17 protein-coding genes are annotated in these 12,786 nt (G+C 70.7%); 8 read left to right on the plus strand and 9 right to left on the minus strand.

The genetic code is table 11. The annotated features are described in order from the left end of the window. Nucleotides 1–96: 96 nt before the first annotated feature. Nucleotides 97–1,218 carry a tRNA dihydrouridine synthase DusB gene (gene dusB, locus AB0M54_RS40580; RefSeq protein ID WP_364477438.1) on the minus strand — a complete coding sequence of 374 codons (1,122 nt, stop codon included), beginning with the start codon at nucleotides 1,216–1,218 and terminating at the stop codon, nucleotides 97–99. Between the two features lie 53 nt (nucleotides 1,219–1,271). On the opposite strand from dusB, the gene AB0M54_RS40585 reads away from it, so the two are divergent. Beyond that, nucleotides 1,272–1,742, plus strand: coding sequence for an XdhC family protein (locus tag AB0M54_RS40585; RefSeq protein ID WP_364320687.1), 471 nt, complete (start codon nucleotides 1,272–1,274; stop codon nucleotides 1,740–1,742). 4 nt (nucleotides 1,743–1,746) lie between these two features. Here the strand turns inward: AB0M54_RS40585 and AB0M54_RS40590 are convergent, their stop codons facing one another. The 6 genes from AB0M54_RS40590 to AB0M54_RS40615 form a co-directional block, all read right to left on the minus strand. Continuing rightward, entirely contained in the window at nucleotides 1,747–2,301 is a 555-nt protein-coding gene (locus AB0M54_RS40590; RefSeq protein WP_364477441.1) for an NAD(P)H-dependent oxidoreductase, read from the minus strand. Next, on the minus strand, nucleotides 2,298–3,533 hold the full coding sequence (locus tag AB0M54_RS40595; protein ID WP_364477444.1) for an NAD(P)/FAD-dependent oxidoreductase: 1,236 nt from the start codon (nucleotides 3,531–3,533) through the stop codon (nucleotides 2,298–2,300). The genes AB0M54_RS40590 and AB0M54_RS40595 overlap by 4 nt, the downstream gene beginning before the upstream one ends. A gap of 402 nt (nucleotides 3,534–3,935) precedes the next feature. Further along, nucleotides 3,936–4,613 carry a TetR/AcrR family transcriptional regulator gene (locus AB0M54_RS40600; RefSeq protein ID WP_364477447.1) on the minus strand — a complete coding sequence of 226 codons (678 nt, stop codon included), beginning with the start codon at nucleotides 4,611–4,613 and terminating at the stop codon, nucleotides 3,936–3,938. 85 nt (nucleotides 4,614–4,698) lie between these two features. Next, nucleotides 4,699–6,078 carry a glycine--tRNA ligase gene (locus AB0M54_RS40605; protein WP_364320675.1) on the minus strand — a complete coding sequence of 460 codons (1,380 nt, stop codon included), beginning with the start codon at nucleotides 6,076–6,078 and terminating at the stop codon, nucleotides 4,699–4,701. Between the two features lie 64 nt (nucleotides 6,079–6,142). Next, the gene (locus AB0M54_RS40610) at nucleotides 6,143–6,724 is read right to left on the minus strand and encodes a hypothetical protein (RefSeq protein WP_364477450.1); all 582 of its coding nucleotides are present in this window, start codon (nucleotides 6,722–6,724) and stop codon (nucleotides 6,143–6,145) included. A 16-nt stretch (nucleotides 6,725–6,740) separates the two neighbouring features. Next, complete coding sequence (locus tag AB0M54_RS40615; RefSeq protein WP_364320669.1) at nucleotides 6,741–7,082, minus strand: antibiotic biosynthesis monooxygenase; 342 nt, start codon at nucleotides 7,080–7,082, stop codon at nucleotides 6,741–6,743. A 37-nt stretch (nucleotides 7,083–7,119) separates the two neighbouring features. Between AB0M54_RS40615 and AB0M54_RS40620 the strand changes: the two genes are divergently transcribed. The 7 genes from AB0M54_RS40620 (at nucleotide 7,120) to AB0M54_RS40650 (ending at nucleotide 11,396) form a co-directional block, all read left to right on the plus strand. Beyond that, a complete protein-coding gene (locus tag AB0M54_RS40620) occupies nucleotides 7,120–7,374 on the plus strand; it encodes a DUF6703 family protein (protein WP_364320667.1) in 255 nt (84 codons plus the stop codon). 72 nt (nucleotides 7,375–7,446) lie between these two features. After that, nucleotides 7,447–8,367, plus strand: coding sequence for a metal ABC transporter substrate-binding protein (locus tag AB0M54_RS40625; RefSeq protein WP_364477453.1), 921 nt, complete (start codon nucleotides 7,447–7,449; stop codon nucleotides 8,365–8,367). Nucleotides 8,368–8,452: 85 nt separating this feature from the next. After that, nucleotides 8,453–9,232 (plus strand): metal ABC transporter ATP-binding protein, encoded by a 780-nt coding sequence (locus AB0M54_RS40630; protein WP_364320663.1) that lies wholly within the window; start codon nucleotides 8,453–8,455, stop codon nucleotides 9,230–9,232. After that, nucleotides 9,232–10,095, plus strand: a complete 864-nt coding sequence (locus AB0M54_RS40635; RefSeq protein ID WP_364320661.1) for a metal ABC transporter permease — start codon at nucleotides 9,232–9,234, stop codon at nucleotides 10,093–10,095. Before AB0M54_RS40630 ends, AB0M54_RS40635 begins: the two co-directional genes overlap by 1 nt. After that, nucleotides 10,088–10,393: a metalloregulator ArsR/SmtB family transcription factor gene (locus AB0M54_RS40640; protein ID WP_364320659.1), complete on the plus strand. Its 306-nt coding sequence runs from the start codon at nucleotides 10,088–10,090 to the stop codon at nucleotides 10,391–10,393. The genes AB0M54_RS40635 and AB0M54_RS40640 overlap by 8 nt, the downstream gene beginning before the upstream one ends. Beyond that, entirely contained in the window at nucleotides 10,390–10,785 is a 396-nt protein-coding gene (locus AB0M54_RS40645; protein WP_364320657.1) for a transcriptional repressor, read from the plus strand. The genes AB0M54_RS40640 and AB0M54_RS40645 overlap by 4 nt, the downstream gene beginning before the upstream one ends. Then, complete coding sequence (locus tag AB0M54_RS40650; protein ID WP_364477456.1) at nucleotides 10,767–11,396, plus strand: hypothetical protein; 630 nt, start codon at nucleotides 10,767–10,769, stop codon at nucleotides 11,394–11,396. The genes AB0M54_RS40645 and AB0M54_RS40650 overlap by 19 nt, the downstream gene beginning before the upstream one ends. Here AB0M54_RS40650 and AB0M54_RS40655 read toward each other — a convergent pair. Then, nucleotides 11,356–11,868: a DUF6328 family protein gene (locus AB0M54_RS40655; protein ID WP_364321289.1), complete on the minus strand. Its 513-nt coding sequence runs from the start codon at nucleotides 11,866–11,868 to the stop codon at nucleotides 11,356–11,358. The genes AB0M54_RS40650 and AB0M54_RS40655 overlap by 41 nt on opposite strands. Nucleotides 11,869–11,919: 51 nt before the next feature. Further along, nucleotides 11,920–12,738: an alpha/beta fold hydrolase gene (locus AB0M54_RS40660; protein WP_364320653.1), complete on the minus strand. Its 819-nt coding sequence runs from the start codon at nucleotides 12,736–12,738 to the stop codon at nucleotides 11,920–11,922. Between the last annotated feature and the right edge of the window lie 48 nt (nucleotides 12,739–12,786).

Below are 12,786 nucleotides of genomic sequence, written 5' to 3' on the forward strand. Positions count from 1 at the left end.
CCCTCAACCCACACCCCTGCAACTCGAAATCCTCGACCTGCTCGACGTCAATCCGCTGGAATGGTGCTGACGATCGCCGACCTGCGGAATACGGGACTAGCCGCCGCTGTTCTCCATCTCGGCGCCCTCGGGCACCGTGTCGTCGTCGCGGCTGTCCAGCCAGCCGTACGGCAGCGACACCTTGCCCGGGGCGTTGATCCGGCCACGGGGCTGGCCCAGCGACTCGCGCGGGAACGGCTCGGCCGGGTCGAGCTGGCCGAGCAGGTCGTCGAGCTCGGCCAGCGACGAGATCATGGCCAGGGCGCGGCGGAGGTCACCGCCGACCGGGAAGCCCTTGAGGTACCAGGCGACATGCTTGCGGAAGTCGGCGCAGCCGTGCTTCTCGTCCTCCAGCGCCTCGACCAGCAGGGCGGCGTGCCGCGCCATGATCGAGGCGACCTCGCCCAGCGTGGGCAGCTTCTGGGTCGGCTGGCCGGTGAACGCCGCCTCGAGGTCGGCGAAGAGCCAGGGGCGGCCCAGGCAGCCGCGGCCGACGACCACGCCGTCACAGCCGGTCTGCTCGACCATCCGCAGGGCGTCGCTCGCCTCCCAGATGTCGCCGTTGCCCAGCACGGGCACGTCCAGCGCCTGCTTGAGGGTGGCGATGGCCTCCCAGTCGGCCTGCCCCGAGTAACGCTGCTCGGCGGTGCGGGCATGCAGGGCGACCGCGGCCACCCCCGCGTCCTGGGCGGTCAGGCCGGCTTCCACGTACGTCAGATGGTTGTCGTCGATGCCCTTACGCATCTTGATCGTGAGCGGGATGCCGGCCGGGGCCGCCGCCTTCACCGCCTGCTCGACGATGCGGCCGAACAGCTTGCGCCGCCACGGGAGGGCCGAGCCGCCGCCCCGCCGGGTCACCTTGGGCACCGGGCACCCGAAGTTCAGGTCGATGTGGTCGGCCAGTCCCTCGTCGGCGATCATCCGCACGGCGGCCGCGGTCACCTCGGGGTCGACGCCGTAGAGCTGGAGGCTGCGGAAACCCTCGTCCTCGGCGAACGCGATCATCTTCAGCGTCTTGGGGATCCGCTCGACCAGCGCGCGCGTGGTGATCATCTCGCACACATACACCCCGCCGCCCTGCTCGCGGCAGAGCCGGCGGAAGGCGACGTTGGTGATGCCGGCCATCGGCGCCAGCACGACCGGCGGCGTCACCGCGTGGGTCCCCAACTTCAATGTCACCGCTCAAGGTTGCCACGCGGGTGCGGCGGTCCCGCCTGTGGGAGGGTGTCAGCGTGGTCCCACGCAAACTGGTAGCCGTCTTCCACACCCCCACGTCCGAGTTCATCCTGCGCCTGGCGGTCGAGCTGGGCTTCCACTCGGTGCTGGTCGAGCCCGACCCGAGCCAGGTCCCGCCGGTGGCCCGCCCGCACGGCGACCAGCTGGTCGCCGACCTGGCCGCGGCCGGCCTCGACGAGCACACCGACGTGATCCTCACCGACCACCACCGCCCCGAGATCGGCGACCTGCTCAAGCAGGCGCTGGCCGCGAAGACCCGCTGGATCGGCATCCTCGGCAACCCCCACCACGAGGGCCCCCACGTGGCCATGCTGCGCGAACTCGGCGTGCCCGACGAGGAGATCGCCCGGGTCCACCGCCCGGTCGGCCTCAACATCGGCAGCAAAACCCCACCCGAGATCGCCGTGGCGACGCTGGCCGGCCTGATCGCCGACCGCAACAACCGCCCCGGCGGTTTCGAGTTCTGACCCATCACGACCGGAGAGGCGCCAGCGCCTTACTCCAGGCCACCACGTCGTCCAGGACCCTGGTGAGGGCGTCGCGGTGGCGGTCGGCCGGGTTGAGCGAGCCGGCGTCGAAGTCGGTGAAGATGTTGAACGCCACGTGCGGGCCGACGTCGGCCACGCGGAGGGCGCCCAGGACCAGGCGCAGCTGTTCGGCCGCGCGGATGCCGCCCTCCACGCCGTACGAGATCAGGCCGGCCGCCTTGGTGTTCCACTCGGCGTACACCCGGTCGAGGGCGTTCTTCAGCGACCCGGGCATCGCGTGGTTGTACTCGGGCGTGACGAAGACGTAGCCGTCGAACCGCGCCACCGTCGAGGCCCAGGCCCGGGTGTGGTCGAGCGTGTAGCGGCCGAGGGCGGGCGGGAACGGCTCGTCGATCGCCGGCAGGTGGTGGTCGGCCAGGTCGACCAGCTCGAACGTGGCGTCGTCGCGCTGGCCGGCCTCGTCGAGCACCCAGCGGGCCACCGCCTCGCCCTTCCGGCCGGGCCGGGTGCTGGCGAGAATCACCCCGATCGTGGTCACGCGCCCTCCCCCGTTCCAGCCATCCGCGTCGCGGTCCCGGCGGCGCCCATCGCGGTGCCGTCTGCGCCCGAAGCGGCGGCGGGGTCGGGGCCCGAGGCGTCGGGGACGTCCGGACCGTTTGCGAAGAACGCGGCGAGGGCGTGCGGCGCCGACGGGCCGAGGACGGCCTCCAGCCCCTGCGCGGCCTCGCGCGCCGCCTGCTCACTGCGCGGGAACAGCTCCTGCTCGTACGCCGCCAGCGCCGCCTCGACGTCACCCGGGTGCGCGACGATCGCCTCGCCCAGGCGTGCGCCGTCCAGCAGGGCGAGGTTGGCGCCCTCCCCGGCGAACGGCGACATCAGATGCGCCGCGTCACCGAGCAGCGTGACCCCCGGTATGCGCGCCCAGCGGTGCCCGGCCGGCAGCGCGTGGATCGTGCGCGGGATCAGCTCGCCGTCGCCCTCGGTGATAAGCGCGAGGAGTTCCGGCGCCCACCCGGCGAACTCGTCGACCAGCAGCTTCTTCGCACCGTCCGGGTCGGTGAGGTCGAGGCCGTCGATCCAGTCCGCGGGCTTGCTCAGCGCGGCGTAGATGTGCAGGCTGCCGTCCGGCTCGCGGTGCCCGAGGAAGCCCTGCCCGGGTTCGACGGCGAAGAGCATGCCGTCACCCACGACGCGGGCCGGGCCGGGATGGCGGGTGTCGGCCTCGCGGTGGTCGATCTCCACGAACGAGATGCCCGCGTACGCCGGGAGCACGCCGGACACCAGCGGCCGCACCCGCGACCAGGCCCCGTCCCCACCGACCAGCAGTTCGGTCGTGGTCGACGTACCGTCCGCGAACGTGACCTCGTGCCGCCCACCACCGAGCGCACGCACCCCCGCGACCTTCATGCCCCACCGGATCATGCCCTCGGGCAGCGACTCGATCAGGATCCGCCGCAGCGCACCCCGGTCGACCTCGGGCCGCCCGCCGGTCTCGTCGTCGCCCTCGGCGAAGAGCAAAGTGTTGTGCTTGTCGAGCACCCGAACGGCCTGGCCGCCCCGGTGAATAATCGCCTCGAACTCATCCATCAGCCCGGCCGCACGCAGCCCGACCTGCCCGTTCTCGGCGTGGATGTCAAGCATCCCACCCTGGGTCCGAGCCATCGCCGAGCCGTCTGCCTCAAAGATCTCCGCAGCGATGCCATGCCGATGCAGCACCCGAGCCAGCACGAGGCCGCTGAGCCCCGCCCCGACAATCGTGACCTTCTCCATCTCCGACTCCTTTCGTTGACGAACTGGTTCGTAACGAACGCGTTCGCTTGAGACAAACTTCCGGAACCCACTCACGCTGAACGCGTTCGCTTTGAACGCGTTCGGTAAGAACGCGCGTCGACGAACTTGTTCGTAACGAACATGTTCGCCATGGACAAAACAACTCCCGCAGCACCAACCCCAAGCGCAGGCTGCCGCCGAGGGTGCCCGGATACCGCCCAGATCCTCCTGGCTTGCCATAACTCCTTCGCCGCGCCGAACTTGCTCGCCGCGCCGCAAACCCTTCACCGCGCCCAAGTCCCTGGCCGCGCCCAACTACCCGGCCGCGCCCAACCCCTGGCCGCCCAACTTTTTCGGGCGCCTAACTCCCTCGCGCGCCCAAATCCCTCGCCGCGGCCGGCGTCATCCGAGGCCGGAGATGCCTCGCAGCAATACCTCGAAGGACCACCGCATCCGGTCCTCGCCGGTCCCGGAGAACAGCTCGTCCCGCACCCGCACGAGGTTCGGGTACTGCTCCGGCGACGCCTCGCCGGCGACCGAGGCGAGCGTGTCGAACTCGTCCTGCCCCGTGGCCGACTCCTGCCGGGTGCCCTGCTCGGCGGCCATCGTGGCCGCATGCTGGACCAGCAGGTCGACGCCCCACGCGGCCTGCCGCGCCGGCACGCCGCCGATGTGGAGGAGCCACAGCACGCAGTCGATGAGGCGCAGGTAACGCGGCCCATAGGGCAGCAGGGTCAGCATCGACCGGGCCAGGCTCGGATAGCGGAACAGCAGCTCGGTGTACCGGCACAGCAGGTCGACCAGCCGCTCCTGCCAGCCGACCGGGTTGTCGGTCTCGGGCAGGACCAACTCGGCCAGCAACTCGTCGAGCAGAGCCCCGTGCAGCTCGGCGGTGTTGCGGATATAGACGTAGAGCGACGACGGCCCGGTGTTGAGCTCGGTTGCGAGCCGCCGCATGGTGACGCGCTCGAGCCCCTCCTCCCGCATGATGCTGAACGCCAGGGTGATCAGGCCGTCGCGGCTGAGTGGCGGCTTGGCCGGGCGGTCACGCCGGCTCACCGGCACTCGTCTAGGGCTCACGAACACGATCGTAACGAACATGTTCGTCAGTGCGCAAGGAGATCCCCGCCACTCCGGCAAGAGTGACGGGGACCGGGGTGAAGCGTCAGCAGCCGGGCAGGCGCTTGATCAAGTAGTCCTCGATCGCGTCCAGGGAGATCCGCTCCTGCTTCATGGTGTCGCGGTCGCGGACGGTCACGGCGTTGTCCTGGAGGGTGTCGAAGTCGACGGTCACGCAGAACGGGGTGCCGATCTCGTCCTGGCGGCGGTAGCGGCGGCCGATGGCCTGCGAGTCGTCGAACTCGACGACCCACCGCTTGCGCAGCATCGACGACAGCTCGCGCGCCTTCGGCGACAGGTCGGGATTACGCGAGAGCGGCAGCACCGCCACCTTGACCGGGGCCAGCCGCGGGTCGAAGCGCATCACCGTGCGTTTGTCCACGCCGCCCTTGGTGTTCGGCGCCTCGTCCTCGTCGTACGCCTCGAGCAGGAAGGCCAGCACCGCGCGGGTCAGGCCGGCCGCCGGCTCGATCACGTACGGCACCCAGCGTTCTTGCTTCTCCTGGTCGAAGTAGGAGAGGTCGACGCCGGAGTGCTTGCTGTGCGTGCTCAGGTCGAAGTCGGTGCGGTTGGCGATGCCCTCGAGCTCGGCGAACTCGGTGCCGCCGAACTGGAAGCGGTACTCGATGTCGACGGTGCGCTTCGAGTAGTGCGAGAGCTTCTCGGCCGGGTGCTCGAAGTAGCGGAGGTTCGACTCGGACAGGCCGAGGCCGAGGTACCAGTTCCAGCGCTGCTCGAGCCAGTACTCGTGCCACTTCTCGTCGGTGCCGGGCTCGACGAAGAACTCCATCTCCATCTGTTCGAACTCACGCGTACGGAAGATGAAGTTGCCGGGCGTGATCTCGTTGCGGAAGCTCTTGCCGGTCTGCGCGATGCCGAACGGCGGCTTCTTGCGCGCCGCGGTGGCCACGTTGTTGTAGTTCACGAAGATGCCCTGGGCGGTCTCCGGGCGCAGGTAGTGAAGTCCTTCGGCGCTCTCGGTGGGGCCGAGGTAGGTCTTCATCAGGCCGTTGAACATCTTCGGCTCGGTGAAGGTGCCCTTGTTGCCGCAGTTCGGGCAGTTCAGCTCCTGCAGCGACGAGGGCGGGCTGCCGTGCTTGGCCTCGTACGCCTCTTCCAGGTGGTCGGCCCGGAAGCGCTTGTGGCAGGACTGGCACTCGGTCAGCGGGTCGACGAAGGCGTCGAGGTGACCCGAGGCGGCCCACACGTCGCGGGCGAGGATGACGGCGGAGTCGAGGCCGACGATGTCGTCGCGTTCCTGGACCATCGCCTTCCACCACTGCCGGCGGACGTTCTCCTTGAGCTCGACGCCGAGCGGACCGTAGTCCCAGGCCGAACGGGTGCCTCCGTAGATCTCGCTGGAGGGGAAGACGAAGCCCCGGCGCTTGGCCAGGCTGACGACGGCGTCGATGCGATCGGCGGGCATGTTCCTCCTACGCCGGCTGGTTTGTCGGCGGGGACGGTAGGTGGGAAACGGACAGCTCCGGAGATTACTCCTCGACCGAACAGACCTGGAACTGGCCCGTCTGCTGGTCTTGCCCGAGGCGGGCCTCGAGCTCGCCGGTGCTGCCGTCGGAGTACTTGACGTCGACCGGGACGGCCAGGTCGACGCTGGCCAGGTCGAGGTCGCCGATGCTCCAGGATTCGAGGGGTGTGCCGGTCTGTGCGTCGGTGGTGAACTCCGACTTGGTGACGGTGGCACGGGTGCGGGCGCAGAGGGAGTCGTACGCCTCGCCGAAGCGCCCGGCCTTGACGTCGGTCAGGTAGTCGCCGATGACGACCTGGGCCTGCTCGTTGAGCGCGTTGGTCATGACCACGCCCAGCCCGGCGACGGCGGCCACCCCGCCGCCGCAGGCGAGCACGAGCACACCGGCACCGATGCCCAGACCCAGCCCGACGCGCCGGCGGCGGCCCTCGGTCGGCGGCGCCGGGAACGGCGGGACGACACCGGGCCCTCGCGGCGGCGCCGGAGCGACCGACCCACCAGCGGGCGGAGCGGAGGCCGGAAAAACAGGGGCCGGCGGAGCGCTGCCGGGGTAGGCGCCCGGAGCAGCCGGCGGGACCTGGGTCATGAATCCAGCGTAGTAGTCATCGCCACGGTTCGGCGGCCCGGTCGCTGGCCACCACGGCGACCTCGGCGCCGGGCGCGGCGCTGGCCAGTGTCTCGAAGGCGGACGGCTCGTCGCGCGACTGGGACAGGAACGGGGTGGCGTGGACCTTGACGTCGAAGCGGCCCAGCGACCGCCGGTAGGCTCCCACGGACTCCCACTCGGTGACGAGAGCCCAGTGCGCGGGATCGTCCAGCGCACGGGTCAGGCGCCCGGAGAGATATCCGGGGCTGGCGGCGAGCGCGGCGAGGGCGGCGTGCCCCCGTTCGGCGAAGCCGTCCTCGGCGCCGTCAGGGACCACGAAGCGGTTGAGCACGAGCATGTGATTCAGCGTACGCACGTCAGATCAGGAGCCTTCGGTGACATCGTCCGACAACCTCCTTCGCCGGCTCGCCCGGGTCAGCCCGACGGCGGCCTTCGTGGGAGCGCTGGCGTTGCTGCTGGCCGGCCTCTTCCTGCCCGGGATCATCGGCGCGGCCGTGCTGTTCGTGCTGGGCGTCGGCCTGGCCGTGCTGACCTTCACCACCTGGCCGGTGCAGAAGCCGGCCACCCGCGTCGTCCGCGTGGTTCTCCTCGTTCTCCTGTTCGCCACGGTGATCGCCAAGAGCATGTGACGGTGATCGCCAAGAGCATGTGAACGCATGCGTTTTTGACAATCATTGTCATTGTCGGCGACAGTTGCCGGTATGAGAACGCGCCTCGCGATCGCCGCCCTGTCCGTGCTGCTCGTCGCGACCGGGTGCGGCTCGGGCGCCAGCGGCAGCAGCGACGACCGCCCCCAGGTGGTGACCGCGTTCTATCCGCTGCAGTTCCTGACCCAGCGCATCGGCGGTGACCAGGTCGCGATCACCGACCTCACGAAGCCGGGCGCCGAGCCGCACGACGTCGAGCTGAACCCTCGCCAGGTGGGCACGATCAGCGACGCCGACCTGGTGGTCTACCTGAAGGGGTTCCAGCCCGCGGTCGACCAGGCGGTCGGTCAGGAGGCCGGCGACAAGGGGTTCGACGTGGGCAGCACCGTCGAGCTGCTGGCGGCCGCGGAGAGTCACGAGCACGGCGGCGAAGAAGAAGGGGAGCACGCGGAAGGCGGCAAGGACCCGCACGTGTGGCTCGACCCGGTCCGCTTCGCCACGATCACCGACCAGCTGGGCGACCGCCTCGCGCAGGCCGACCCGGCGCACGCCACCGACCACCGCGCCCGGGCCGCGGCCCTGCACGCCGAGCTGGACAAGCTCAACGAGGAGTACGCCGCGCGGCTGAAGACCTGCGAGCGCCGCGAGATCGTCACCAGCCACACCGCCTTCGCCTACCTGGCCGCCCGCTACGACCTGCACGAGGTCGGCATCACCGGGATCTCGCCCGAGGCCGAGGCCTCGCCGCAGCGGCTTGCCGACGTGGCCAAGGAGGCGAAGGAGACCCGCGCCACCACGATCTTCTTCGAGACCCTGGTCAGCCCCAAGGTCGCCGAGACCATCGCCAAGGAGGTCGGCGCGAGGACCGCGGTGCTCGACCCGATCGAGGGCAAGACCGATCCGAACGCCGACTACTTCACGATGATGCGGGCGAATCTCACGGCGCTGACCGAAGCTTTAGGGTGCACGTCATGACCGACTGCACCGAGCGGCAGGTGATGACGCCGGAGAACGGCGCCGCAACGCGAGGGCCACGAGGGCATGACAAAGAAGGCTCAGCATGACTGATGCGGTCCGGGTGACCAACGCGGCCGTCGGGTACGGCGCCCGTGAGGTGCTGCACGACGTGACCCTGGGCGTCGAGGCCGGAACCGTGGTGGCCATCCTGGGCGCCAACGGCTCCGGCAAGTCGACGCTGGTGCGGTCCGTGCTCGGCCTGGTGCCGCTGTCCCGGGGCGAGATCGAGCTGTTCGGCACGCCGCGCCGCCGGTTCCGGGAGTGGGCGCGGGTCGGCTACGTCCCGCAGCGGGTCGGCGCCGGCAGCAGCGTCCCGGCCACGGTCGGCGAGGTGGTCGCGGCCGGTCGCCTGGCCCGCCGGGGCGTACTGCGTTTCTCCCGCTCGGCCGACCGGGCCGCGGTCAAGGCCGCGCTGGCCGACGTCGGGCTGACCGACCGCGCCGGCGACCCGGTGTCCACCCTGTCCGGCGGCCAGCAGCAGCGCACGCTGATCGCCCGGGCCCTGGCCGGCGAGCCCGACCTGCTGATCATGGACGAGCCCACGGCGGGGGTGGACGCGGCCAGCCAGGAGGCGTTCGCGGCCACGCTGGGCCGGTTCCGGGAGCGCGGCGGGACGGTGCTGCTGGTGGCCCACGAACTGGGCCCGCTGCGGCCGCTGATCACCCGGGCCGTGGTGGTCCACGAGGGACGGATCGCCCACGACGGCCCGGTGCCCGACCCGGCCGGCCACCACGCCGACCCGGAGCACGACCATGTCCACCCGCACGCCGAGGCGGAGCGGCCCGGCATCTGTGTCGCGCCGACGGATCGGGTACGCAACTGATGGATCTGCTGAACTACGACTTCATGCTCCGGGCCCTGGCCGGCGCGCTGATCATCGGGGTCACCGCGCCGTCCCTGGGCATCTACCTGGTCCAGCGCCGGCTGTCGCTGATCGGTGACGGGATCGGCCACGTGGCCCTGACCGGCGTCGGTGTCGGCCTGCTGTTCAACCAGTCCCCCGTACTCACCGCGGTGATCGTCTCGGCCGTCGGCGCGGTCGGCGTGGAGCTGGTCCGGGAACGCGGCCGCACCTCCGGCGACCTGGCCCTGGCGCTGCTGTTCTACGGCGGCATCGCGGGTGGCGTGGTGCTGGTCGGGCTCTCCGACGACAGCGGCAACGCCAACCTGGTGCAATACCTGTTCGGTTCGCTGACCACCACGTCCGGCGGCGACCTGGTGGTGATCGCGGTGCTCGGCGTCGCCGTGCTCGCGGCCATGTTGCTGCTGCGGCCGGTGCTGTTCGCGGTCTGCGACGACGAGGAGTACGCGCGGGTTTCCGGCCTTCCCGTCCGTACCCTCAATCTTCTGCTCGCGGTGACCACCGCGGTGACCGTCACGATCGCCATGCGCACCGTCGGCCTGCTCTTGATCTCGGCCCTGATGGTGGTCCCGGTGGCCGCGGCGCAACAGGTCACGCGGGGCTTCCGGACGACGATGGCGGTGGCGATGGCGGCCGGCGTGGTGGCCGCGGCGGCCGGCGTGGCGCTGTCGGCCGAGGTCAACACCGCGCCCGGCGCGACCATCGTGATCGTGGCGCTGGTGCTGTTCCTGACCCTGACCGTGGCCGGGGCATTGCGAAACCGGGCGCGGAACCACACCAAGCTGGAGGAACGGGAACCCCCGGACGTGGTGTTGCATGGCTGAGGCGACGACCGGGTACGAGGCGTACGAGGGCGCGGGGGAACTCCTCCGGGCCCTCTCCGCGCCGATCCGGGTGGCGATTGTGGCAGAGTTGGGCGTCGGCGAGCGTTGCGTGCACGAGCTGGTGGAGAAGCTCGGCGCACCACAGCCGCTGGTGTCACAACACCTGCGGGTGCTGCGGGGCGCCGGGGTGGTGCGAGGCGCGCGGCGGGGGCGTGAGATCGCATACTCGCTGGTGGACGAGCACATCGCCCACATCGTCGCCGACGCCGTCAGCCATGCCAGGGAGGCCCGCTCGTGAACGAGGTGGTACGCAACACCCGCCAGCGCAGTGCGGTGAGTTCCGTCCTCGCCGAGGTCGAGGGCTTCCACAGTGCCCAGGACCTGCACGCGATGTTGCGCGACCGGGGTGAGCGGGTCGGCCTGACCACGGTCTACCGCACCCTGCAGGGGCTGGCCGACGCCGGCGAGATCGACGTGATGCGCCCGCCCGGCGGCGAACACCTCTACCGCCGCTGCAGCCAGGGTCACCACCACCATCTGGTCTGCCGCTCCTGCGGCCGTACCGTCGAGGTCGAGGGCCCGGCGGTGGAGTCCTGGGCCGACAAGGTGGCTGCTCAACATGGCTTCCAGGACGTGTCGCACACGTTGGAGATCTTCGGGACCTGCACCGAGTGCGCGGGCAACAAGTGAAGCTCTACGCCGACCGGCTACCCCACGCCATCCGTCAACTCCTCACCGATCTCGCGGTGGTGATCTGGGTGTACGCCTGGATCCGCGCCGGCCTCTGGGTCCACGACCTGGTGCTCAAGCTGGGCGTACCCGGTCAGAAGCTGGAGGGCGCCGGCACCGGCCTGGCCGACAACCTGGCCGACGCGGGCGGCAAGGTCGGCCGGGTGCCCCTGGTCGGCGACCAGCTGACCGCGCCGTTCACCAAGGCGGCCGAGGCGGCCCGCTCGCTGGCCGACGCGGGGCGGGAGCAGCAGGAGATCGTCCAGAACCTGGCCGTCGTGCTGGCTCTGCTGCTGGTGGCCGTACCCCTGGCCCTGGTTCTGTTCCTCTGGTTGCCGCTGCGGGTGCGGTGGATGCGGCGGGCCGGGGTGGCGGCCAAGGTGCGCGACCAACCGGCCGGCAAGGACCTGCTCGCCCTGCGCGCGCTGTCGTCGCAGCCGCTCAACAAGCTCACCCGGCTCGGCCCGGACATCGCCCAGTCCTGGCGCAACGGTGACGCCGACGCGGTGAACTCGCTGGCCGCGCTGGAACTCAATCGCCTTGGCCTGACTCCCTCGGGGCGTCGTCGATGAAGCCGTCGTTGTCCTCGTCCTCGCCCCAGTTGCGGCGCACCACCGGCAGCAGCCACCAGAAGACCAGGAACCAGACCGCGGTGGCGCCGGTGATGATCAGCGCCGGCAGGAGGGTCAGCAGGTAGTCGGTGATCAGCAGCACGCTGCTCACCATCGAGATCAGCATGAACGCCAGCCCGCCGGTGGCCATCCGGTGCGCGAACCGGACCAGCTCGGGCTTGCGGCCCTGGCGGAACAGCGCGCGGTGGAAGGCGACCGGCGAGATGATCATCGCGGTGGCGAAGGCGGCGGTGACCAGCGCGACCACGTACGTGTCCTTCTGGAACGCCGTCGTCTTCGGGAAGCCGCTGCTGAACGGCAGGGTGAGCAGGAACGCGAAGAGGATCTGCACGCCGGTCTGAGCGACACGGAGCTCCTGCAGCAGGTCGGCGAAGTTGCGGTCCCAGCGCTTCTTCTCCGGCTCGTCGGGCATGCTCTTCTTCTCCGGCGGCATGGCCGGGAGTTTTCCCCGCTCAGGGCGCCATCAAACGCCGCCGATGCGGGCCAGCGCGGCGTCGGCCAGCGCGTCCGGCGCCTCCTCGGGCACCCAGTGGCTGATCCCCTTCAGCGCGACCAGTTGATAGTCGGCGTCCACCCAGTCGGCGGTACGCAGCGCGGCGGTCAGGCCGACCACCGGGTCCTTGTCGCTCCATACGTACGTGGTGGGCACCTGGGTCGTGCCCACCCCGGTCAGCCCCTCGCGGTCGAGCGCCCGGTACCAGTTCAGCCCGCCGGTCAGCCGGCCCGGTTCGCGCATCGCGTCGGCGTACAGCGTGGCCCGGCTTCCGATCTGTTTCATCATCTGCCGCAGCACCAGGCCGTCGCGGGCGAGCAGCAGCCGCTCGGCGACCGGCGACCGGAACACGCCCATGTACGCGAACCGCGCGCGCTGCGACGCCCGGACCCGGAGGGCCAGCCCGAGCGCCCGCGGATGAGGCACGGACACCGCGGTCAGCGTGTGCACCCGATCCGCATGACCGTCGGCGAGCAGCCAGCCGACCTGGGCGCCCCAGTCGTGGCCGATCACGTGCGCCCGCTCGATGTTCAGGGCGTCCAGGATCGCCACCGCGTCGGCCACCGGCTCGTTCAGCCGGTACGCCGACACCTCGGCCGGGCGTGCTCCGGGAGCGTATCCGCGCTGGTCATAGCGGTACGTCCGGAGGCCGGCGGCGTGCAGCCGCGGCAGCATCGGCTCGAATTCCCGGTGGTCCTGGGGGAAGCCGTGCAGGAGCAGCACGGCCGGGCCGTCGGAAGGGCCCTCCACGACCACGTCGAACTTGAATCCACGTGCCTCGACCTGCATGTGACGGGGCTCCTTCCTGGTACGGCCGTACGGTGTTAGCTTCATCCC

The organism is Actinoplanes sp. NPDC051470 (genome assembly GCF_040682035.1).
Classification (GTDB): Bacteria; Actinomycetota; Actinomycetes; order Mycobacteriales; family Micromonosporaceae; genus Actinoplanes.

Bases quoted from the DNA above. Each gene is read 5' to 3' on its own strand.
- AB0M54_RS40595 (WP_364477444.1), bottom strand. From the start codon at position 3,533: ATGGAGAAGGTCACGATTGTCGGGGCGGGGCTCAGCGGCCTCGTGCTG.
- AB0M54_RS40605 (WP_364320675.1), bottom strand. From the start codon at position 6,078: ATGCCCGCCGATCGCATCGACGCCGTCGTCAGCCTGGCCAAGCGCCGG.
- AB0M54_RS40610 (WP_364477450.1), bottom strand. From the start codon at position 6,724: ATGACCCAGGTCCCGCCGGCTGCTCCGGGCGCCTACCCCGGCAGCGCT.
- AB0M54_RS40615 (WP_364320669.1), bottom strand. From the start codon at position 7,082: ATGCTCGTGCTCAACCGCTTCGTGGTCCCTGACGGCGCCGAGGACGGC.
- AB0M54_RS40625 (WP_364477453.1), top strand. From the start codon at position 7,447: ATGAGAACGCGCCTCGCGATCGCCGCCCTGTCCGTGCTGCTCGTCGCG.
- AB0M54_RS40630 (WP_364320663.1), top strand. From the start codon at position 8,453: ATGACTGATGCGGTCCGGGTGACCAACGCGGCCGTCGGGTACGGCGCC.
- AB0M54_RS40635 (WP_364320661.1), top strand. From the start codon at position 9,232: ATGGATCTGCTGAACTACGACTTCATGCTCCGGGCCCTGGCCGGCGCG.
- AB0M54_RS40640 (WP_364320659.1), top strand. From the start codon at position 10,088: ATGGCTGAGGCGACGACCGGGTACGAGGCGTACGAGGGCGCGGGGGAA.
- AB0M54_RS40655 (WP_364321289.1), bottom strand. From the start codon at position 11,868: ATGCCCGACGAGCCGGAGAAGAAGCGCTGGGACCGCAACTTCGCCGAC.
- AB0M54_RS40660 (WP_364320653.1), bottom strand. From the start codon at position 12,738: ATGCAGGTCGAGGCACGTGGATTCAAGTTCGACGTGGTCGTGGAGGGC.